At 38.0% G+C, this 22,347-nt stretch carries 17 protein-coding genes; 9 read left to right on the forward strand and 8 right to left on the reverse strand.

Annotated elements, in window-relative coordinates:
• Positions 1-12: 12 nt before the first annotated feature.
• Together QXK50_08465 and QXK50_08470 are read left to right on the forward strand one after the other, a co-directional pair.
• On the forward strand, positions 13-981 hold the full coding sequence (locus tag QXK50_08465; GenBank protein MEM2009181.1) for an ABC transporter ATP-binding protein: 969 nt from the start codon (positions 13-15) through the stop codon (positions 979-981).
• Between the two features lie 7 nt (positions 982-988).
• Positions 989-1,951, forward strand: coding sequence for an ABC transporter ATP-binding protein (locus QXK50_08470; GenBank protein ID MEM2009182.1), 963 nt, complete (start codon positions 989-991; stop codon positions 1,949-1,951).
• A 49-nt stretch (positions 1,952-2,000) separates the two neighbouring features.
• On the opposite strand, the gene QXK50_08475 is transcribed toward QXK50_08470, so the two are convergent.
• A complete protein-coding gene (locus tag QXK50_08475; protein ID MEM2009183.1) occupies positions 2,001-3,266 on the reverse strand; it encodes an NDP-sugar synthase in 1,266 nt (421 codons plus the stop codon).
• 136 nt (positions 3,267-3,402) lie between these two features.
• Here QXK50_08475 and QXK50_08480 point away from each other — a divergent pair, with 136 nt between their 5' ends.
• The 6 genes from QXK50_08480 to QXK50_08505 all read left to right on the forward strand — a co-directional run bounded on the left by QXK50_08480 (position 3,403) and on the right by QXK50_08505 (position 13,089).
• Positions 3,403-4,980 carry a glycogen/starch synthase gene (locus QXK50_08480; protein MEM2009184.1) on the forward strand — a complete coding sequence of 526 codons (1,578 nt, stop codon included), beginning with the start codon at positions 3,403-3,405 and terminating at the stop codon, positions 4,978-4,980.
• Between the two features lie 96 nt (positions 4,981-5,076).
• Entirely contained in the window at positions 5,077-6,630 is a 1,554-nt protein-coding gene (locus QXK50_08485; GenBank protein MEM2009185.1) for a glycogen/starch/alpha-glucan phosphorylase, read from the forward strand.
• 4 nt (positions 6,631-6,634) lie between these two features.
• Positions 6,635-8,047 (forward strand): phosphotransferase, encoded by a 1,413-nt coding sequence (locus QXK50_08490; protein MEM2009186.1) that lies wholly within the window; start codon positions 6,635-6,637, stop codon positions 8,045-8,047.
• A complete protein-coding gene (locus QXK50_08495; protein MEM2009187.1) occupies positions 8,044-9,594 on the forward strand; it encodes a glycoside hydrolase family 57 protein in 1,551 nt (516 codons plus the stop codon). Before QXK50_08490 ends, QXK50_08495 begins: the two co-directional genes overlap by 4 nt.
• On the forward strand, positions 9,591-11,519 hold the full coding sequence (locus QXK50_08500) for an alpha-amylase/4-alpha-glucanotransferase domain-containing protein (protein ID MEM2009188.1): 1,929 nt from the start codon (positions 9,591-9,593) through the stop codon (positions 11,517-11,519). Before QXK50_08495 ends, QXK50_08500 begins: the two co-directional genes overlap by 4 nt.
• Positions 11,520-11,523: 4 nt before the next feature.
• Complete coding sequence (locus tag QXK50_08505) at positions 11,524-13,089, forward strand: glycoside hydrolase family 57 (GenBank protein MEM2009189.1); 1,566 nt, start codon at positions 11,524-11,526, stop codon at positions 13,087-13,089.
• Positions 13,090-13,319: 230 nt separating this feature from the next.
• On the opposite strand, the gene QXK50_08510 is transcribed toward QXK50_08505, so the two are convergent.
• The 7 genes from QXK50_08510 to QXK50_08540 all read right to left on the reverse strand — a co-directional run bounded on the left by QXK50_08510 (position 13,320) and on the right by QXK50_08540 (position 20,531).
• Entirely contained in the window at positions 13,320-14,417 is a 1,098-nt protein-coding gene (locus QXK50_08510; GenBank protein MEM2009190.1) for an adenosylcobinamide amidohydrolase, read from the reverse strand.
• Between the two features lie 3 nt (positions 14,418-14,420).
• Complete coding sequence (locus QXK50_08515) at positions 14,421-15,500, reverse strand: TIGR00303 family protein (GenBank protein ID MEM2009191.1); 1,080 nt, start codon at positions 15,498-15,500, stop codon at positions 14,421-14,423.
• Positions 15,501-15,534: 34 nt separating this feature from the next.
• Entirely contained in the window at positions 15,535-16,317 is a 783-nt protein-coding gene (locus QXK50_08520) for an ABC transporter ATP-binding protein (protein MEM2009192.1), read from the reverse strand.
• Positions 16,314-17,348 (reverse strand): iron ABC transporter permease, encoded by a 1,035-nt coding sequence (locus tag QXK50_08525; protein ID MEM2009193.1) that lies wholly within the window; start codon positions 17,346-17,348, stop codon positions 16,314-16,316. The genes QXK50_08520 and QXK50_08525 overlap by 4 nt, the downstream gene beginning before the upstream one ends.
• Positions 17,349-17,359: 11 nt before the next feature.
• Positions 17,360-18,475 (reverse strand): ABC transporter substrate-binding protein, encoded by a 1,116-nt coding sequence (locus QXK50_08530; protein MEM2009194.1) that lies wholly within the window; start codon positions 18,473-18,475, stop codon positions 17,360-17,362.
• A gap of 35 nt (positions 18,476-18,510) precedes the next feature.
• Complete coding sequence (locus tag QXK50_08535) at positions 18,511-19,329, reverse strand: radical SAM protein (GenBank protein ID MEM2009195.1); 819 nt, start codon at positions 19,327-19,329, stop codon at positions 18,511-18,513.
• Positions 19,330-19,433: 104 nt separating this feature from the next.
• Positions 19,434-20,531, reverse strand: a complete 1,098-nt coding sequence (locus QXK50_08540) for a uroporphyrinogen decarboxylase family protein (protein MEM2009196.1) — start codon at positions 20,529-20,531, stop codon at positions 19,434-19,436.
• Positions 20,532-20,657: 126 nt separating this feature from the next.
• On the opposite strand from QXK50_08540, the gene QXK50_08545 reads away from it, so the two are divergent.
• Entirely contained in the window at positions 20,658-22,253 is a 1,596-nt protein-coding gene (locus QXK50_08545; protein MEM2009197.1) for a dihydropteroate synthase-like protein, read from the forward strand.
• Positions 22,254-22,347 lie beyond the last annotated feature (94 nt).

The following is a 22,347-nucleotide window of genomic DNA, read 5'->3' on the forward strand; positions in this document are numbered from 1 at the left end:
GGGGGTGTGTATATGAGTTCGGTACTAAAGCTAGAGAAATACAAAGTATATTACAAGACCTTCGTAGATACTGTTAAAGCTGTTGATGGTGTAGATCTCGATATTAGAAGAGGCGAGATACTTGGAATAATAGGTGAAAGCGGATGTGGAAAATCAACACTTGTACAGTCTCTAGTTCTACCTAAACCACCTATGTTTATAGCTGGAGGTTCAGCTAAACTATTAGACTCTATAGAGCTCACCAAACTCAGTAGTAAAGAAAGAAGAAAAATACTGCTTACAAAAATAGCACTCATACCTCAATACGTGTTAGACGCTATTCCTGTGATCAAAAAGATTAATGTGTTTCTAAGAGATTTAGCAAAAGATAAGAAGATGAAATACGAAGATGTGCTCAATACATTTATCGATAGACTTAAGCTAGTTAATCTACCTCAGAAAGTCCTCGATATGTATCCACTTGAGCTCTCTGGAGGAATGAGACAGAGAGTAGTTATAGCATTATCAACTCTATTTAAACCAGATCTACTCATAGCCGATGAACCTACTTCTGCTCTAGATGTTGTAACACAGAGATATGTACTAGAGCTACTTAGAGATCTAGTTACCCAAAAGCTTGTAGGATCAATAGTATTCATAACACATGATATATCGTCTATAAGGCAGATAGGTGACAGAATTGCAACAATGTATGCGGGAAAAATAGTTGATGTAGGGAAGCTAGAAGAAGTAATAAGTTCGCCTCTCCATCCGTATACAGCTATGCTGATAAAATCGGTTCCAAAACTAGAGAACTCGTATAGAGTCTCTAGATTAGTTGGATTAGCTGGTGCACCACCAAGTCTAGTAAATCCACCGCCAGGCTGTAGATTTCATCCGAGATGTCCATTCGCTATGGATATATGTAGAAGAGAAGAACCACCTCTAACAAATATGGATAGAGATAGATATGTATCTTGCTGGCTTTATTCAAAGAGGTGATAAGGATATGTCTGAAGCTGTATTGAAGCTCGAGAATATTACGAAAATATTTAGGTTGGGCCTCCTGGGTAAAACAACGATAAAGGCAGTCGATAGAGTTAATCTAGATATTGTTAAAGGAGAGATACTTGGTGTATTAGGGGAATCAGGAAGCGGAAAATCAACAATAGCTAAACTCATTCTCAAGATATATGAACCCACACACGGCAGAATACTGTTTAAAGGAAAAGATATAAGGATCTTCAAGGGATCTAGAGGGCTTAAGAACTACTACATGCACGTGCAAGGCGTTTTTCAGGACCCCTACGCGAGTTTTAACCCTAGGAGAAGAGTCCTCAGCACATTGATAGATACTGTGAAAAACTATTATCCAAAGCTACTTAAGGAGGATTTAGAGAAGATAATAGTGTCATCACTTGAGAAAGTAGGGCTCAATATCAGAGACGTTATGGGTAGATATCCTCACGAGTTTAGTGGAGGACAGTTACAGAGGTTATCGATTGCTAGAGCTCTTCTAGTAAATCCAGAGGTCATTATAGCTGACGAACCTGTATCGATGGTTGATGCTTCAACAAGAATAGATATACTGAACATATTTATAGATCTAAAGGATAAAGAGGGGAAGACGTTAGTTATCATAGGCCACGATCTCGGCTTAACTCGATACGTTAGCGATAGAGTTGTTGTACTCTATAGAGGCCAGGTAGTTGAAGAAGGTATTGCGGATATTCTTTCAGAACCTGCACACCCATATACGAAAATGCTTGCCGAATCTATACCTAGAATAGATAAGATATGGGGAAGCAAGATACAGTATGGTGTAGGATCTATAGAACTAGGTGCTAAAGGTGTTGGATGTGTATTTGCTGATAGATGTCCACATAGACTCGACATCTGTATCAAGAAAGAGCCAGAGTATGTTGATATAGGTAAGAGTCGTGTAAAATGCTGGCTATACACATCAAAGTGATTTTATTCTATCATCTAACCAAACTTTTCTTTTAGAGATTTTAGAGATGCTAATCGTTTGCATCATGGTGGATTGGTTTAACCTCATAATTCTCTATGTGGACTCCTAGTGGTATTCTTTCGTGTGGCCATACCTTTACGTTAACCAGTTTACTGAAGGCACCTATATGGGTATTATCCCCTATGTAACTGTTTATTAGTGTTACTCCCTTCTCTATATGGACATGTCTCCCAATGATAGAGTTTATTATTTTTACATCGTCTTCTATAAAGCTTCTATCCATTATAGCTGAGCCAAGTATATGGCAACCAGACTTGATTATACTGTAGTTATCTATAACGGAATCCTCTATATAGACGTTATCACCTATATCGGTATGTCTACCTATTAGCGAAACACCTGAGAACTTTACAAGTCCTCTCCTATATCTCTCAATTATATCTTTGTGAAGAACTTTAGAGGCTTGAGATCTACCCTGCATATATACTCTAGGGAGTTTTTCTTCAGCTTCCAGTATTCTATGATCAGAATGATACAGCAGGAACTTCATTGCCTCGAGATATCTTTCGGGCGTACCTATGTCGAACCAATACCCATTCTTCATTACGTATCCATAAACTCTGTAGCCAAGCTCTATAAGTTTCGGGATAATGTCTTTTCCGAAATCCATTCTACCTGTTTTAAGCATATCCATACCATGGATACTGTTAAAGAAATCTATTACTGTGGGCTGGATTAAGTATATACCTGTGTTAACGAGTTTGCTGGGAGCTTCTTGAGGCTTTGGTTTCTCAACAAACTTTACGACTTTGTTATCGTTATCGAGTACAGCTACACCAAATTCACTAACATCTTCAACTTCTTTGAAGACTATAGTCATATCTGCTTCAACACTTTTATGAAATCTATACACATCACCTATATTTAGCTTGAATAGATTATCACATTGAACAACAATAAAAGATTCCCTCAAGCTGTAATAATCTACGAGAATTCTCACAGCATCAGCATTACCGAGAGTTTCATACCTAGGCATATACCTAATCCTAACATCATGATCTATGAAGGGATATCTAGTTCTTATCCAGTAACCTTCTTTAAAGTAGTCATAAACAGATCTATAGTTATAATAACCTCTAACACCTAGATAAACTTCTTCTATACCATTCATGGCGAGTTCGAGAATAATCAATTCTAGAATTGGTTTATTAAGTATCCGTATCAAAGCTTTAGAAGTTCCTATAGATAGAGGCCTAAGTCTAACAGCTTCACCTCCTATAGGTATTACAGCTATCCGAAGACCATCATTAGTCAAAAGGGAACCCCCTAGATATAATTTAAGAACAACAGTTTATTAAATCTTTCCAATACTTAGGCATCTAGTATCATATTTCCACTCTATCGCACAGTTTATTATCCCTAGCTCATTAATTTTTTCTGGGTCTAGAGAAGTGTATGCACCTATATCAATAAAAAAAGTATGGATGCTAAGCTTTGAGTATAGTGGTGTAACAAAACTCGGTGGTTTAGGAGAAGCAGTAGCTCTAATGAGCACAGAGCTCGCTAATAGAGGATTTGAAGTAACTGTTGTAATGCCATCGCATGGCGTTTATCCAAAGAACTTCAGGGAACTAGATATTGTGTGTAGAGGTGATAGATATGGTGTTGATGGCAACATTTATCCATATGATCTAGGTTTTCTAGAAGGTTATGTAGATAAGGTTAAGGTTATCCTAATTAGAGGAAGAGATAACCGTACATCTAGTGTTATAGATGTTTGGCCTCCCTATAGCTATGCTGATGAAAAAGCATGTCTTTTGGCTAGAGGCACACTATGTTTAGCTCAGGCATTGGGTTATCCAGATATTGTTCATGTAAATGATTGGCATTCAGCTTTAGCAGGTGCTCTTCTAAAGAGTGTAGCTGAAGTCAATGGATATGCTCTACCCATACTCTATCAAATCCATCTCAGAGGGTCGCCTTCATATCCATGGCATTACGCTTCTGAAGCATGGCTAGGTATACCGGATATTCTTCAACGTATATGGAGTGTGCATAGACATGAGTTTCTCTCCACTAGATATTTGTGGGATAGTTGTTGGGGTAATATAGAGTGCTTCATGGTGAAGATAGCTGATGCCATAGCCACAGTAAGTAGATCTGAAGTAGATAGCCTTGCTCGCGACTATGGTGAATGGATTAGAGGAAAGTGTTGCTACATATATAACTCAACTTCATGGAGCATTAGAGAAGTGGAAGAGATAGCTAAAAAGGTGTACAGATCTATAGATAGGGTTGAGATTAGGTGGAAAGTTGCCGAAGATGTGATTAACAAGACTCATCTATGGGGCTATATAGATCTAAAGGATGGCGATATACTTGTTGTATCATCTGGTAGATTGACATCTCAAAAAGGATTCGATACACTTATCCATTCAGCTAGACATCTACCCCATTCTATAAAGATACTTATCCTCGGAAAAAGCGTAGGAGACTATGGATACGAAAACTATCTAAGAAGCCTATTAGGCGATGTTTTAGGTAAAGTCGCAGTAGTTTATGATGGACTGGATCTAGATATGTACAAGTTACTTGTTTATGTATCACATCTATATGTTCTACCATCTAGATATGAGCCTTTCGGTATATCAGGTATAGAGGCTCTATCTATAGGAACACCTCTAGTTGTGTCTAATACTGGAGGACTTTCAGAATATGTTGGTGATCTAAGGGCTACCCCACTAGGTGTAGGTATCAAGGTTCCTTCTGGAGATGTCTATGAGCTTGCTAGAGCTATTCAGAGCCTTGGTTATCTCATGTTTTATAGTGAAAGAGGTCGAGGTCTCGAGAGTATAGTTTATAGAGAACTTAGAGATATAGTGTTGAGAGAACCTAGATATGGAGAGAAGATTAGGGAATTTTCGATAAATTATGTAGATTCTTACTTCAGACCTAAACATACTGTAAATAGCTTGATATCGTGTTACGAACTTGCACGCCGAATGGCTTACTATAGGGCTTGTACATAGAGTTCAAAGACAATAGGGGTAAGGTTTTTTATCTTTAGCCATAGCTAAACGTTTTCTCTAGGACATTAGCTCTAAAGGTAGCTCACATTGGTAATCGTGTCTATAACACCTGAAATAGCTCTAGAGGAAATCAATTGTTATGCTGGTGGTCTAGGGGTACTTGAAGGAGATAAATTTATTGAGGCTTCTAAGAATGGATTTGAATACCTTGTGCTAACTTTATTCCATAAGAAAGGATATGTGGATTACTATGTAACTGATGATGGAAACATCATAGCTAAACCACAGAAACAGCCTATAGATTTGACAAAGTTTATGAAAGCTGAAGAAGAATTCGTAATCAAGATTAGAGGCGAGAACGTCTATACACGTCCATGGACCTACACAAAGGGTAGAGCTAAGGTAGTATTTTTTGAAGCGACATGTCCTTTGTGGTTGAGGCAAGCTACTGAGAGAGTATATATCGAGAAAGATGAGGAAAGCAGAATATATAAGTGGACTTTCTTAGCTAAGGCTTCAGCAAAATACATCAAGGAATTTATAGGCCTAGATAGTGTAGATGTCATAGATCTTAATGAAGCCTATGCATCACTTCTGGTATACGCATTACCGGAGTACAAGAACTTTAGGCTTATAGTACATACACCAGGACCCTGGGGACATCCATACATATCTTCTCAAGTTCTTGAAGAAGAATTTGGTATAAGAATTAAACATGATAGTGAAATGATAACTAGACTAGCTCTTGAAAGAGTTTCAAAAGCTTGCGCAGTATCGAAAAAACATTATGAGGTAACAAAGATTCTCTTTCCTGAATTTGTGCACAAGTTTAGTTATGTAACCAATGGTGTTAGTATAGATAGATGGAGACACCCCATAATTAGAGGTCTCGTGGCAGGTAAAGGTATAGAAAATATCTCTTCCGAAGAATTGTGGCGTACACATCTAGAGGTCAAGAAGGAGCTGATCGAGGATCTTCTAAAGATCTATAAACCAGGGCTAGAAATTGATGAAACAACCCCTATAGTTGTTTGGTGTAGAAGGATCGTTAGATACAAGAGGCCTTACTTCATTACATGGTTTATAGAGGATATAGGTAGAGATCTAGATGCAGTCTTCGTTATAGGTGGAAAACCGCATCCAGATGATAGAGATGGTCTTCATTACGCTAAAAAGTTTTTGGAATTGAGTAAGAAGTACGATAACATTGTATTCATACACGACTACGACATATCTAAAGCTAAGCTTCTGCTAAGTGGGTGCGATATACATCTCTTTACCCCGTTCCCTGGATGGGAGGCCTGCGGCACAAGCTACATGAAGGCAGCTCTAAATGGTATTCCAACGCTTAGTTCAAGAGATGGTGGAGCGCTAGAGCTTATTGTTGATGGATTAAATGGCTGGTTCTTTGGCTCAGAAATCAATGAATTCATAAACATTTACAGCGATACAAGAGTAAACGATATCGATAAAGTTGAGTATGAGGAGTTTAGGGAGAAATTGGTAGATGTTTTAAAGAGCTATGGTTCTATTAAATACAAAGAGGTAGCTCTTAACGCGCTGAAGAGTTCTGAGAGATTTAGTATCAAGAGAGTTCTCTCTGAACTCTATACACCTATTAAGGAGAACAACAGTTCTGTATCTGGGTAGACATGTGGAGATAGATCTAGATAAACTAGCTAGATGGTTAAAGAGAGCGAGATGGTGGCCTAAGGATAGAGAGGTAGTCTCTATCCTGGATCACGAATTCTATAGAGATGGAGAGTACCTCATTCTACTAATTGTTGATGATAATGGATATAGATATTTTGTTCCACTAAAGAAGATGCATAAAGATATCCATGTCTCTGTACCTCTGGAGATCAATGGAGATATCTATGTTGAAGCAGATCTTGTAGAACCTTTTCTATTGAGAGCTAGAAACATTATCGATTGCGAACATCTCTATATTTTACCGAAGTGTATATTCAATAAAGTAGAGCTACTGACCGATTCCTCAAACGTTGTTACGATAGCTTCATCAGATAAAGAAGGATGTAGGATTGTTATGAAAAGCTATAGATTGGTTTCTACAGATAGAATTGAGTTGAAGATAGCTAGATACCTGATGGCTAAAGGTTTTAGATATATACCCAAGATGTATTCTGTATGCAGGTATAGAGGCTACACCATAGGGCTATCTCTAGAGTATGTCGAGGGAGTTAATGGAGGACTACCATTCTATGAATCTCTTCTAAATCTCTTAAGAAGAGGTATAGAGAGCCACATACACGACCTAGACTATTCTGTGGGAAGAACTATTGCAGAACTACATAAAGTGTTTGCGTTAAGTGATGATACCTTCTTCTCTTCAGAACCTTTTACTGTTGAAGATACTGAATTATGGGGGAAAAGACTTGAAGAGATAGCAAATATGCTTCTACATAATCTAGATACACTTCATACTGAAGATCGTGTAGATGGTTTCTGGATTGAGGTTGTTGATAAGAGAATCCCTGTATGGATAGATAGAGCGTTTAATGCTTTTGCAATATTTAGTGAAACTAAGAAGATACTATGTCATAGTGATCTACATCTAGGCCAAATAGTTTACTCAGGTAATAGAGGCTTCACTATAGTTGACTTCGAGGGCGAACCTTTATTTCTGTCTAGAGATGGATATCTAAAGTCTCACGGTTTTAGGGATATAGCTTCACTTATTCGGAGCCTAGACTACATACTTTTTGCAGGAGTAAAGGAGGTCTATGGAATGGATATAGATTCTATTGCAAAAAAGCTTGCTAAATATGGATGGGGTGAAGCAAGGAAATGGAGAGATGCTCATGCTTCATCTATACTGATGAGCTATATCCATAATCTTGCTAGAGAATCTCTTCTAGAAACTGTGTTAGGCTTTAGATCTATACCTAGAGATCTATATAGATACATCACTCCATGGTATATCTATAGAGTTTTTTATGAAGCACTATACGAATCTATATATAGACCCCATAATCTGCCGATACCGCTTCACGTACTTATATGGGATCCTGAGGATATGGTTATGGGTATAGGTGGTGGGATTTGAAGGATATAGTCATGTTTTTTGAGGTTCATCAACCATATAGACTTGATAGAAGGATGCACGAAAAATTGATTAAGAAGGCGATCAAGGGGTCATTAGATCCTAGAGATATAGAAGATGCCCTGTTTGATCAAGATCTCAATAGACTTGTTATAGAGAGAGCTGCTAGAAAGTGCTACATACCTGCAACATCTATTATAGCTGAGACCATTAGGAGGTTTATGGGTAGCGATAGAAAGTTTATGGTGTCTTTTGGTATATCTGGTGCATTCATTGAGCAAGCTCTTCGTTGGGTACCTAAAGTTGTAGATCTTTTTGTAGATCTTGTTGCAACAGGATTAGTGGAGCTTGTTGCTCAAACTTATTACCATAGCCTAGCATTCTTGATACCTCCACACTACAAAGAGCTAGAGGATCAGATAAAGAGTCATCTAAAGATTCTTGAAGATATTTTTGGTGTTAAACCTGTTTCTGTTGAGAATACAGAGTTTATATACAATAACGATCTCGCTTGTAAGCTCTACTCAATGGGTTTTAAGGTGATTCTTACTGAAGGTGTTGAGTGGATTCTTGGCTGGAGAAGCCCTAATTTTGTTTATAGAGGATATCTATGCGATATAAGGGTTCTAACGAGAAACTATAGACTTAGCGACGATATTGGGTTTAGATTCAGTAACAATAAGTGGGATCAATATCCATTGACAGCTGATAAATATGCCTTATGGCTAGCCGTTACACCTGGTGATGTAGTAGTTTTGGCAATGGACTACGAAACCTTTGGTGAACACCACTGGCCTGAATCAGGTATACATGAATTCCTAAGGTATCTTCCCCAAGAGGTTTTGAAGCATAGTCATCTACGTTTCTCTACACCATCTAGAGCAGCATTTGCACATGATACAGTTGATGTATATGATGTACCTCCGTGGGTAACTATTAGCTGGGCTGATGAAAGGGATCTAAGTGCATGGCTTGGAAACTATATACAGAAAAATTCATTCTCTATGCTTCTAGAGCTCAAGAGATACATCGACGCTATTGATGATCCCTATCTAACACGTATATGGAGGCTTTTAACAATAAGCGACCACTTCTATTATATGGCTACAAAATTTGGCTCTATGGAAGAAGTTCATCAATACTTCAGTCCCTACAAGAATGCTGTTGATGCATATGTTCTTTATGCACAAGCTATATCAATACTATTCTACATTATTGCTGAAAAAGCTAGAGAAAATCCATCGAAGATGCTTAAGAACCTTGTGCTACCACCTGAAAAAGCATTCTATTTCAAATGTTTCGATCTCGAATCTCTAAACATTTCTGCAGCATCTGTTAAAGAATTCCTATGGATCTCTAGATCTCTGCCTAGTGAATGTATTGTATATCACCTTAATAGAGGCGATATACAGAAATGGTTTAGAGAGATCTATATGGTAGATGATATAGCTAATGCTCTAGACGAGATAGCTAGATCTGATGCTTCTGCTGATGAAAAGAAAAACCTTATGATAAAGGTTATCGAGAATTTTTTGGGGGAGAGGCGATGAGTAGAGTGAACTTCATATTCGTGTTACATTTCCATCAACCTGTTGGACAACTTGAGTGGGTCTATGAAAGAATATATAACAACTGCTACAAGATTCTACTCGATATATTGTTGGATCATCCAAAAATTAAGATAGCAGCACATATAAGTGGTCCATTGCTTCTCTATATGCTTGAGAAACATAGTGAATGGATAGATGGTGTTAAAGAACTAGTTAAGAGAGGTTCTCTAGAGCTTCTAGGGGGAGCTTTTGGTGAGGCTATTCTTCCTGTAATACCTCGTGAAGATATGTATATGCAAATCAGACTATATATAGAGTTATTTAGAGAGATTTTTGGGTACAAGCCTAGAGGATTCTGGTTAGCTGAAAGAGTTTGGGAACCTTCTGTTGTAGAACCTCTAGCTATTAACGATATAGAGTATACAATTATAGATGACTATATTCTACCGAAAATCGTTAATCGAGATGAAGCTGGATATTCATGGCTAACTGAGAACGATGGGCATAGGTTGAAGATATTCTTTGTAGATGAGAGAATAAGGTATATACTTCCATGGGAAAGCATTGAATCTGTGATAAAGTATATAGTGAGTAGAGGTAGCGATAAAGGTGATAGATATGTTCTCTGGGGTAGTGATGCAGAGAAATTCGGTGAATGGAGTCAAAGGGAATGGGCAAGCAAATGGTTGAGAGAGTTTATAGAGAAACTTGAAGAGAATTCTAGTATAATCAACACCATTACACCTAGCGAATATCTAGATAGATACGGTGTTAAGGGATTGATATATCCTGTGTACGGTAGTTACGATAAGATGATGTACTGGAGCTCAAGCTATTTCAGAAACTTTTTTGTGAAGTATAGAGAGAGTAACTATATGCATAAGAGGCTTCTATGGCTTAGAAGAAAGCTGAAGAAGCTTAATGCACCCGAAGATGCTTGGAGGTATTACTACTTTGCTCAATGCAATGATGCTTATTGGCACGGTCTCTTCGGAGGTATATATCTACCGCACCTTAGACAAACAGTTTATGAAAACATGATCAAAGCTGAGGTGATAGCTGAAAACAATTCAAACTATTTCGCTTCAAGAGATATGTATAGCAGTATAGAGGACATAGATTTCAATGGAGATAGCGAAGTAGTTATTGAAACAAAACATCTAGATGTTGTTGTAAAGCCTAGCGATGGAGGTACAGTAACAGAGTTAAGCTTTAAGCATCAGGGATATGAACACAACATTGCATCAACCATGAACCGTTATCTAGAGCCATATCTATCCACAAGCCCTACCTTTAGACCTGATTGGTATCAAAGGAATATTGCTCGAGACCATTTATGGAACCCAACAATAAGTTTATGGGACTGGGTAAATAATACACCATTCATTGATCAAAGCAATCTAGCTCTAGGTAAATATCAACTGGTGTCAATAGACAATAACAATCTAGTTTTAATGTATCGAGGATACTTCTATGGAAAAGGTATACCCATACCTGTAGAAGTAGCTAAACATATGTATGTAGACTCTAGAGCACCTTATTTAAAGATAATTCATAGGATTAAAAACATAGGTAACGAGCCTTTCACATCTAGAATAGGGTTCGACTATCATCTAAGTCCAAAAGTTCCTAGAAGAAGAGGAGAAGAATACCCCATCTATAGGCTTGAGCCAGACATTATTAAGCATCTCGAAGAAGTGTGGATAGGTAGTGGAAGGAGAATAGAGTTTAAGGGGATCATAGATCTAGAGTTATCGCTAGATAGAGATGTAGATATATGGGTAGCACCTATAGTAATGCCCACAAGAACTGAGAGAGGGATTATGGATATTATCCAGAGTATAGGTATAATGTTCTCTAGAGTCGTGGTTCTTGATCCCGAGAAGAGCTTTGAACTAGGTGTAGAGCTGATGCTCAAGGTGTAGCTATTTGGATGTAAGTATATGTGGGAAAGCACTTGTAGAACCTAGATTCTATGGCTCAGTAGAAGGCTACGTGATTGTAGAGCCATTCTCTAGAGATCCTCGAGAAACAGTTGTAAAGGTATATGTAAAGAATTATGGTTTTGGTAAGAGGTACACTATAGATCTATTGGTATGTAATGATCTAGTTGAGAGAAGAAGTGCAAAACTTGAGGTAGGAGAGATTCTAGGATTTGAGGTAGGTGTTAGAGCTAGAGATAGATGTAGTGTGAAGCTTAAGGTAGATGGATATACTATTGACTATATAGACCAGATGGTTGTGTACAGCGAGTACTCTAGACCTATATCTATTGTTACTGTTTTTCATCACCATCAACCCCCAAACTATGGCCCAGATAAACGCTACTTATCTCTATGGCCCTTCATATATGTTTGGAGACCTATTCTCTCTCCCTATGGATTGGGTCCTTATCATTATCATGCCTCTATCTTGAGCAAGTATAGGGGATACACATATATAACGTATAATCTAAGTCCATCTCTATTAGCTCAATGGATAGATATAGTCGATAATGGTATTACAACAGTTTCAGGAGAATCGATAGAGAGATCATCGGGACTTACACAAATAGTTAGAGAAACTATGGATATGTATAGAAGTCTAGCAGAAAGCAACTCGATAGAGGTTTTAACAAGCATATATGCACACACTATATCAGGCTATATTGTGGATTATCTAGAGCTTGATAGAGTTATCTCAAAAGAACTTGAATATGGATTGAACATATCTAGAAAATTTCTAGGTAGAGATCCTAGAGGTATTTGGCTCCCCGAAATGTCTTTCTCTATGAAACTTATACACATACTATCATCTCTCAACCTCGAATACACATTTCTAGATGAGAGACACCACTTCGTGTCGTCGCAAGGAGATAGAGAAAGCCCATATGAACCCTACATTGTGCAAGATGCTGTAACTGGAGAAAGTATTGTTGTTTTCTTTAGAGATACAGAACTCAGCAACGATATAGGGTTCAACAATAACTACTGTAGCGAGATTCACGCAATCAAGGGAGCATACACTTTTGTAACCAAACTACTGACAAAAGCAATCAGCAATAGAGCTAGAGTTGTGACACTAGCTCTAGATGGAGAAAACTGGATTGTTGCTTCAAGAAATCCACCAGCTACAGCAGTATTTCTAGATACTCTCCTAAACCTTTTCACCGAAATGAAGAAGATAGGTATAGCTAGAACTGTACTTCCCAATGAAGTACTTAGAGATAATCCACCTAAACGGAAACTCACATTTATACCATCAGCAACATGGCTAGGCTCTTACACAAAATGGAGAGGTGAGATCAAGGAGCACGAGGTATTCTGGAGAGAAGTAGAGTCTAGAGTGAAGGGATTCAAAGAGTATATCAGCAGGTATGGATATGATGAAAAAGCTGAAAAAGCTGAATGGGCTCTATGGCATATACTTGATAGTGATTATTGGTGGGCAGAATTCTGGAGTAGAGAAATAATATCTCTATGGATTAAAGAATTCGATAAACACATTAAACACTAAATCATTCCACTATCTAGTTGAGCTACATAATCCATTCTTTAACAATGATGCATCTAACCTAGCAAACATAGCTTACCTATTAATAAACATGTAGAACTAGCTATAATAACATGAACTACTATAGATACCAATTATGTGGAACTGTATGATATTGCTGAGCTATTTTGCTAAGAAGTTAGAAGGTATGTGGACAAAAACCGTGCACATCTTCATAGACTAACTATCGCTCATTATCTTGAATATCTATCGTATATCTTGCTGAGTATACCACCTATCAATGCAGCAACAATATCGTCTGCTATTGGTGGTAGAAGCTTCAGTATAGGTGTTTCTCCTCTTTCTTTTAGTCTCTCAATCCAGTAGTACATGAGTAGACCTTTGAACCCGTTTATATATTCTGCTAGAGCTTTACCAACAAGTTCATCAACTATGATTCCTGGTGAATCTGATTTATACTCATGTATACTGATACCAGGTAAAATGTTTATGGAGAGTGCTGCTTCCAGCAACCTCATACCTTTTATGAATAGCGGTATATTGGGATCTCTAAGAACTCTACTCATTTCCTCTCTTACTTCTTTCTCTATATCGCTATCATCTATGTGGGGTATTCTCGCTTTTGTGTAAACTTCTTTAGCTATGCCAATGATATTATCAATTCTATCAAAACCTAGAGTCTTAGCAATATATTCTTCTCTAGATATGTTTCTTATGTGTCTAGCTAAAGCACATATAACAGCCATAGACGAAGCTATACCGACATCTGTAGATATTCCTGCAAATCTCTCATCACCAGCTGGTGCAGCAACTAGAGTTGCATCAGATGCTGTACCTATAGATGGGCTAGAGATACACATAGGTCCTCCTAAACCCATAACCATACCCTTTACCTCTGATACTGTTCTAAATAGATCTAGAAGACCAACATTATTAAGCGGTTTATCTACAACTACAGCTACATTTATTGTACTGATTCTTCTAGAGCTTTGGGGACCTTCGGTACCTATACAAGATGGTGTATCTATGCCTAGGGTTACAAATGCTTCAGCCTTTATGTTCTTGTGTATAGAGAATCCGTGGCTACATGAAGATACATCTACAGCTGTAAGGAATATAGAGGATTTTGAGTAGTCTATACCTATACTTGAGGCTATGTCTCGACAGTAGCTATCTAGATCAACATAGCCAAAGTCTTTTGGCACTCTTCTGAAAACTATATACCTTATCTCTGAGTATATCTTTGGGCATCCAGCTGTAGATATAGCTATATATTCTTGCTCAAGATCTATTACAAAAGTATCTTTATCTCTAGTTAGAGTTTTTACTATATCTCAACCACCTTGTCTTACCAATCTCTCGTACTCTATATATATAGCTTTCACTAGATCAGTCACCTCTATGCCTTTGAGAATAGCTAGAAATGCTGTTCCTCCAGCACCTACACCTTCTTTAACGAATCCTTCTTCATAAGCTCTAAGCCCATCGAAAGATGCATCACTAAAATCTAGATAGCTATACACAATAGACATCTGTGGTGCAACCGACTTTATGAAACTCGTTATCTCTCTACCTTTATCCATAACGATCCATCTAGTTGTTGCTAGAATCATTCTATCTTGTCTAAACTCTGGAGACACAGCCTTCATAAGGGCTATTGCTGCCAGCATCTGGGTTCCACCTGCAAGAATTACAAAGCTCTCTGCTTCAAGCGCACCTAGAGCTAGACCTGCTACAGATATGTGGAGAGGATCTCCAGCAACATCGTTTACAGTAAATGGATCTCTAGAGCTCTTGAGTCTTTCAATAGCTTTATTAGCGACTAATCTCTTTAGGTCTACGGGATTATTCTTCATCGAGCTACTGACCAGGTTATAGGCATTATAGCCAAGTCCCTGTAGAATGGCCATAGCTGTTGTAGTTCCACTAGGTATGCTTTCACCAACTAGTACAACATCTGTTGCAGAACCAAGCATATAGCCTACAGATCTAGCTTCTTCGAATAGTTTTTTCGATGTTCCTCGAGGCAACGCATCTTCTACATCTATTCTTCCACCTACACATCTGCTTGGAAGATCTATTACAGGCATTTTTGGGGTTATGTAGGATCCTGTGTTTACAATTATGAAAGGTGTTCTAGATAGTTGGAGAGATACTCTCGTTATTATTGCTGGTGTTGGTATACCTGTAGGTGTTGTTGGTATTATGTCTAGTGTCACAGGTTTTCCGTAGTGAACATACTCTACATCAAGTGCTGGTGTAAATAGTGTTGCTATAGGCATAGCTCCAGCTATAGATATATTGGGTATAGTTGAAGTCATAGTTGATCCTATTGCATAGAGAGCTAGAGTTTTCCCATATCTAATCTTATCTAGAGGGATATCCCCATATATTACCTCAAACCCTTTAACCATACCGAATCACCTCAAAAACTGGATCCAGGTCACCTTAATTTGATTTAGGTTTCGGAACAACGATTACGGTGTTATCCCCTATCTTTATAACCTCGATCTCTACACCATATACTTCTTCAACAACCTTATCCATAAACACTTCATGTGGTGATCCGCAAGCCACAATTCTACCTCTATCTAAAAGGACAACAGTATCGCAATATACTGAAGCTAGATGGAGATCATGGATAGCTACAACAGTTGCTATACCTTCTCTAACAGTATACCTCTTTACGTAATTGAGTATCTCGAATCTATATCTTATGTCTAGAAATGCTGAAGGTTCATCGAGCAACAGTATCTTGGGCTTCTTTGCTAATGCATGTGCTATTAACACTCTCTGTAGTTCTCCACTACTTATCTGGTCAAGTTTTCTCCCAAGGAGATGAACTATATCAAGTTCTCTAGCTATTTCCTCAATAATCTTCAGGTCTTCAGATGATTCAAAATATTGAAGAGTGTTGTGGTAGGGGTATCTAGCTGTTGAAAGAAAATCTAGTACAGTCATAGGTAGACTTCTAGATATATATGGTTCTGAATATGCGATAATCTTAGCTATATCCCTAGGGCTGTAAAGTCTAGAGTCTTTTCCATCGATATAAACCACACCTCTTGTTGGCATCAAGATAGATGCCAAGATCTTCAGGAACGTGGTTTTTCCAGCACCATTAGGACCTATGATACAAGTCATTTTTCCTGCTTCAATCTTTAGTGTAACGTCTTTTAGTACTGATGTAGAGTTATAGTTGAATGAGACGTTCTCTACCTCTATCTTCATCTCTTACCACTCTTAATGATTAGATATGCAAGAAAAGGTGCACCAATTATGCTTGTTACTACCCCTAACGGGAATTCTCCTTGTCTTGTTGTTACTGCAAGTATCTTAGCCAAAATATCTGCTGATGTTGCTAGTGAAGCGCCTATGAATATTGATAACGCTAGAGTTACTCTATGATCTGAAGAACCAGCTATCAGTCGAGCTATATGGGGTGCTGCAAGTCCTATAAACCCAACTATACCTACAACAGCAACTGTTGTACCTGTCAATAAGCTTGCTAGTAGAGCTGATATAATTGATAAAAGTTTTGGGTTATAGCCAAGTTGTTTAACAAAGCTATCTCCAAAAACATATGCATTAAGTTTCTTCGGTAGTCCGAAGATGTATATAAAGAATGTGCAACACAGTAGAGTAGAGGTGAGTATTAAGACGTCTTGAATAAGAGCTGTAGAGGTAGAGCCCATGAGCAGAAGATGATAAGGTGATTTTAGTTTGCTTTGAACTATATAGAGAAGAACATGAGATAAGCCTGAGAATATAGATGTAATAGCTATGCCCGAGAGTATGAGTGAGTATCCTGTTGAACCAGCTAAAACACTTAGAGCTGTAGTTAGAAGGTATCCAGCTATAGCCCCAACAAAAGCTATAACCATCATATAGTACCTATAGGCTATTACTGTAGGCCATATCAGGATAGCTATTGCTAGAGCTGTTAGAGCTGTTGAAGATAGCCCAAGGATATAGGGTTCAGCTAGAGGATTTCTAGCTATAGACTGTATCAATGTTCCTGAAAGAGCGAGAATAGCTCCAGTAAGTAGTGCTGTAGATGATCTTGCCCATCTGTAGCGAAGTATTGATTCAGAAATATCTCTACACTCTATCCCAAAAAGACATAGAAATACATCTCTGATCGGCAACATAGAAGAACCTATAGATATTGAAACTATGTATATAAGACATAGAATTAGTATAGAGAATATGAGTGAAAAAATAAATCTCTTAACATTCTGTACATGTATCTCTAGAGCCATAATCTATCCACTTACTTATGCATCCTATAGACTATAGGTGTATCTGGTTCACCAAATATCTCTGGATAGAGTATCTTAGCGACAAGTACAACAGCTTTACCTACTCTAGGACCAGGTCTAACCAATATATCGTTAGCCTCTTTATCCAATAGATATACCCTACCCTCTTTAAACGCTTTAGTATCGGCTAGAGGTGTTCCTCTAATCTCTTCTATTATTGCTGTATAGTTTGCACCCATAGCGCTTACTATAATCACATCAGGATTTTCTGCAATCACGAACTCATAATCAAGTTGAGGCCATCCAGTAAACCTCTGCGCTATATTGATTCCTCCTGCAGTTGATATAACCCATCCAATGAATGTATCTCCACCAGCGCTATAGAGTCCCCAGCTAGGTGGACCTGCAAGTTGAAGAACCTTTAGTTTCGCTACATTAGCTTCACCTAGTTTTTGAGTAACGTACCTTATTTCGTTATCTATATCCTGTATGATTTTTCTAGCTGTATCTTCTACCCCAAATATCTTCGCTATTGTAGCTATATCTTCATATATTTCATAGATATTGGTTGCTCCAGATCCTTTTATGTACACAATCTTTATTCCTACTTCTTCAACTCTTTCTCTAAGCTGTATATGTGGTCTTGTACCCGAAGATCCTATAACTAGATCAGGTTTGAGAGCAAGTATCTTCTCTACATCGGGTGTCCAGTAACCACCTATAACAGCTATCTTACCTTCTTCTACAAGTCTCAATACTTCTGGTGGATAGTTACAGTAGCTAGTCACACCAACAACTCTATTTCCAAGACCTAGAGCAAACAGTATCTCTGTTATAGATGGAGCTAATGAAACAACTCTCTCTGGAGTTTTCTCGAAAACAATACTTCTACCTAAAGCATCAACTATAGATATAGGAGTTTCTTGAACAACTGTTAGAGTTTCAATAACTGTTAGAGTTGCATATATAGGTGATGGTGTAATTGTTTTCTCAACCACATGTGTATACGTAACAGTAGCAGTAATTGTGGTGATGGTTGTAGGTGCTGTAGTCTGACCAATGTAGTAGCCTCCTATAAGCATAACTATTGCTATAATAATTATGAGTCCTAGATACTTCATATCCATGGCTTACCACACATATGGCTAGTCTAGCCATATGTTCAGCCCGTATATAAGTTTTGCGTACTGTTTCTATCTAGAGGTCTAGGGTAGATGAGGTAGATTTCTCCCCTCAAGCCACTCGATATAGTTCTACCTCTTACATACACATTCTCTAGATATTTTGAGGCTTCTTGTTCTACTCTATCTAGTTCATCTAATGTAGGTTTTCTCCATAGAGCTCCTGGAACAGGTATGAAGGAGTCTATTATTAGCAGTATATCTCTGTCTAATGACGCTATGAATTTAGCTAATCTACGTATCTCTTCAACATCATTGAAACCAGGTATCAGGATCGTCTCTATAGCTATGTTTATACCTGATTCATACATATTGGTTATATTGGTGAGAACTGGTTCTAGAGGAAAACCTGTATATTCTCTGTGTTTCTTTGGATCTATACTCTTTACACTAGCTATAACTGTGACACGAGGATCTCTAAGTTCTTCAACTAGATCTCTACTCAGACTATAGGAATTTGTAAGCATCTTGATCTCTAGTCCAAGATCCTTAAGCATTCTGGTAATCATAGCTATAGCTGGATCTATACTTGGTTCACCACCTCCTAGAACAACTCTCTTCATACCGTATACAGAGATTAGTTCTTTTGCTAGAGTCTCTAAACCTCTATAGGATAGAAATCCACTAAACCTTAGACTCGAAATGGTTTCACTAGGTAGATGGCAATCCCATATAGATAGCCTTCTTATACACCCTAGACATCTAAAGTTGCAGTTGTAGAAGTGTATATAGGCTGAAGAATCATAGTCGAAGTAAACTATATGAAAAACATGTGTATAGCTGTCATTGTTGTGTTCTATAGATGGTCACCAAAGCTGTGGTGAGTTTAAACAAGATATATCTTCTTGTGTATATCTATTCAATTTATTAAATATGTGGGAATAGATAGATCTGGCTATATTATCTACTTTCTTTCTATACAGCACCTATAGCAAGCTTCTGCTAGATAAGCTATAATCTCTAGAGGAGCTGGTGGATAAACCTCTATATTGATCATCAATCCACTTGATTCTGTCTCTAGCTTCTCTACAGCGTTTCTGATGTAGTTCAAGATCTCTTCTCTAGATTTGTTGAGAATCAGATGCTCTTTATCGATATTGAGATCTATACATACTTTGCCTCTGAATAGGGAAGCGATATTGTCTATACCGTTAGCGCTATCCTGTATATTCAGCACATCTACATCCATTTCTAGAAATACATTAGCTAGAGGAACTATGTTGCCATCGCTATGGAAGTATATAACAGCATTCATACTCTTCACCTCATTGAAAAATCTTCTATAGTATGGTAGAAAGTATTCTCTGAGATGATGCGGCTTTATCAGAGGAGAATCTTGTGCACCTAGATCCTCTAGAAATACAACAACATCAATTCCTCTATATCTCTTAACCACTTTAAGTAGACCAAGCTTGTATTCCGCAATCTTGTTTAAAGCTATAAGCAACCCCTCGTCACGTCTGTATAGAGCTGGAATAAGCTTGTTTAGAGGAACTAGATCCATAAGCTTCTGGAACAAGAAATGATGTAGGTTGAAGACTATGAGTCGACCGCGTTCTTTCAGTTTATCGAAATAGTTGAACAGTTCTTCCCATGGGATTAGAGGTCTAGGATCAGCAAAACCTATAGGATAGCCTGTTTCTGGATCAGGTAGAGACCATTCTCGAACTCTATCTAGATCCTCTAGAGGATAGCGATGAGGTATACCGACAAACCCCTTTATCCTGAATCTCCAGATCGTTCCATAAACATCTACAGTATATCTATCTTCATAGATGTCTCTGGATTCTTCATCAAACCTCAGCTCTTCTGGATCGTAGTCAGGGAAAGCTAGAGGATATTTATTGATTATCTCGATGATCTTTTCTCTATAGATGTTTAGAATGGGTTGAGAAAGATTGATTCTGCATGGCGTGAACATAGGTTTCTCAAGTCTGGCACACTTCAAGAAGTTTAGTCTATGTATTCTCCAAACCTCTTCAATACCTAGGCGAGTTTCCACTGAAATTTCATCACCTTTGCAGATCTCTTGCTGGAGCCAGATATAGGATTTACTGTATATCGAGAATTGTGATAAAGATTTGAATACGTAGCAACATTCTCTATAGCTATAGGGTGGCTACATTATATGGCTAGAATACTTATCGTTACAAGTAGATTGGCTGAACCTATTGTTAGAGAAGCTGTTGCTCTCAGCAACACTAGACACTATGTAGAGATACTTGTGGCACCTGTTGATGTAGCTGCATTTCTGTCTACAGACTATATAGCTAAACTCTTGTTGAGTAGAGGTATCAAGAAGGGAGATTACGACTATATCCTTGTCCCTGGTCTAGCGAGAGGTTCTGGTAGAGTTGTTGAAGAAGCCATAGGTATAAAGACCTTCAAGGGATGCACAATAGCTTACGATCTTACCGAGCTACTTAAGCTTGAGGATCTGAGTACCTTATCTGAAGATAGCCCTGCTGATGATATTCTTCAGAAACTTTTTATCGATAGGAACAAGAGGTTGTTGATTGAGGTAGAAGAGAAAGCACGTTTAAACGGTTTCTCTGTAGGAAATCTGCATATACCTCTGGTACCTCCCCCGATAAGAGTTGCATCAGAAGTAGCGTCTGCTCATAGAGTCGATGAGTCATTGCTCTACAAGAGGGTAGTGTATCTAATTGAGAGTGGAGCAGATATTGTGAGTCTCGGTTTCGAGGCTCTAGAGCCTCATCCTGATGATGTATATAGGATTGTTAGATTCTTGAAGAGAGAGTTTGATGTAGCTATAGCTATCGATACACCGATTCCTAGCGAGATATCTAGAGGTGTTGAAGCTGGATGCGATATGGTTATAAACATAGACTTAACTAATATCGATAGAGTTGTAGACTATGTTAAAGATGTAGCTGTAGCTGTTATTCCTCGAGATCCTTCAACAGGATCTATACCCTTTAGCTCTAGCCAAAGAATTGAGCTATTGATTAAGACAATAGATTATGTAAAGAGCTTAGGTGTAGAAAAGATTCTGGCTGATGCTGTACTTGATCCTCCTGGCTCTACATTCAATTCAATGATTGCTTACCATAGCTTCAAGATGCTACATCCCGAGATCCCTATGTTCATGGGTATAGGCAATGTTACAGAACTAGTTGATATAGATAGTGTAGGTGTTAATGCACTTCTTGTGCTACTTGCACAAGAGATAGGTGTAAGTATTGTTTTGACTTCTGAATGTAGCACCAAAACCTATGGATCTACAAGAGAAACAAAGATAGCTACACAAATGGCAGCTCTAGCGAAAACCATGAAAACTATGCCGAAGAATCTAGGTATATCTCTTCTCATTCTTAAAGACAAGAAGAGAGTTAAGGTACCTCTAGATAGTGATGCAGAAATCGTTACAGCTACCGAAAAAGATACAGAATATGCTCTAGATCCTTTAGGTATCTTTAAGATAGATGTGAATCATGATGAAGGCTTTATAGAGGCTCTCTACATAGGCAGAAAGGGAAAGATATTGATAAGAGGTAAAACAGCGAAAGCAATACGAGACGAGATACTATCTAGAGAACTTGTTTCATCTCTCTCACACGCAATATACCTAGGTATAGAACTTGCTAAAGCTGAAGAAGCTCTAAGAACAGGTAAAAACTGTATCCAGGAGCTCCCTTTATTCATATTACCGAAACCAATAGAGTTAAGGAATAGCGGTATCAAGACCTTCGCTAGAAAGTAGAGATGATGGGTATCATTATCAATGAAGAATTAAGATGATGTACAGCATAGGATACAGCATACAGACTCTAACTAGATCTGATGGATTGAACCAA

It is taken from the genome of Ignisphaera sp. (assembly GCA_038831005.1).
GTDB lineage: Archaea > Thermoproteota > Thermoprotei_A > Sulfolobales > Ignisphaeraceae > Ignisphaera.

Excerpts from the sequence above, each read along its gene's own strand:
- QXK50_08465 (MEM2009181.1), top strand. The coding sequence starts at position 13 with ATGAGTTCGGTACTAAAGCTAGAGAAATACAAAGTATATTACAAGACC.
- QXK50_08470 (MEM2009182.1), top strand. The coding sequence starts at position 989 with ATGTCTGAAGCTGTATTGAAGCTCGAGAATATTACGAAAATATTTAGG.
- QXK50_08500 (MEM2009188.1), top strand. The coding sequence starts at position 9,591 with ATGAGTAGAGTGAACTTCATATTCGTGTTACATTTCCATCAACCTGTT.
- QXK50_08515 (MEM2009191.1), bottom strand. The coding sequence starts at position 15,500 with ATGGTTAAAGGGTTTGAGGTAATATATGGGGATATCCCTCTAGATAAG.
- QXK50_08520 (MEM2009192.1), bottom strand. The coding sequence starts at position 16,317 with ATGAAGATAGAGGTAGAGAACGTCTCATTCAACTATAACTCTACATCA.
- QXK50_08525 (MEM2009193.1), bottom strand. The coding sequence starts at position 17,348 with ATGGCTCTAGAGATACATGTACAGAATGTTAAGAGATTTATTTTTTCA.
- QXK50_08530 (MEM2009194.1), bottom strand. The coding sequence starts at position 18,475 with ATGGATATGAAGTATCTAGGACTCATAATTATTATAGCAATAGTTATG.
- QXK50_08545 (MEM2009197.1), top strand. The coding sequence starts at position 20,658 with ATGGCTAGAATACTTATCGTTACAAGTAGATTGGCTGAACCTATTGTT.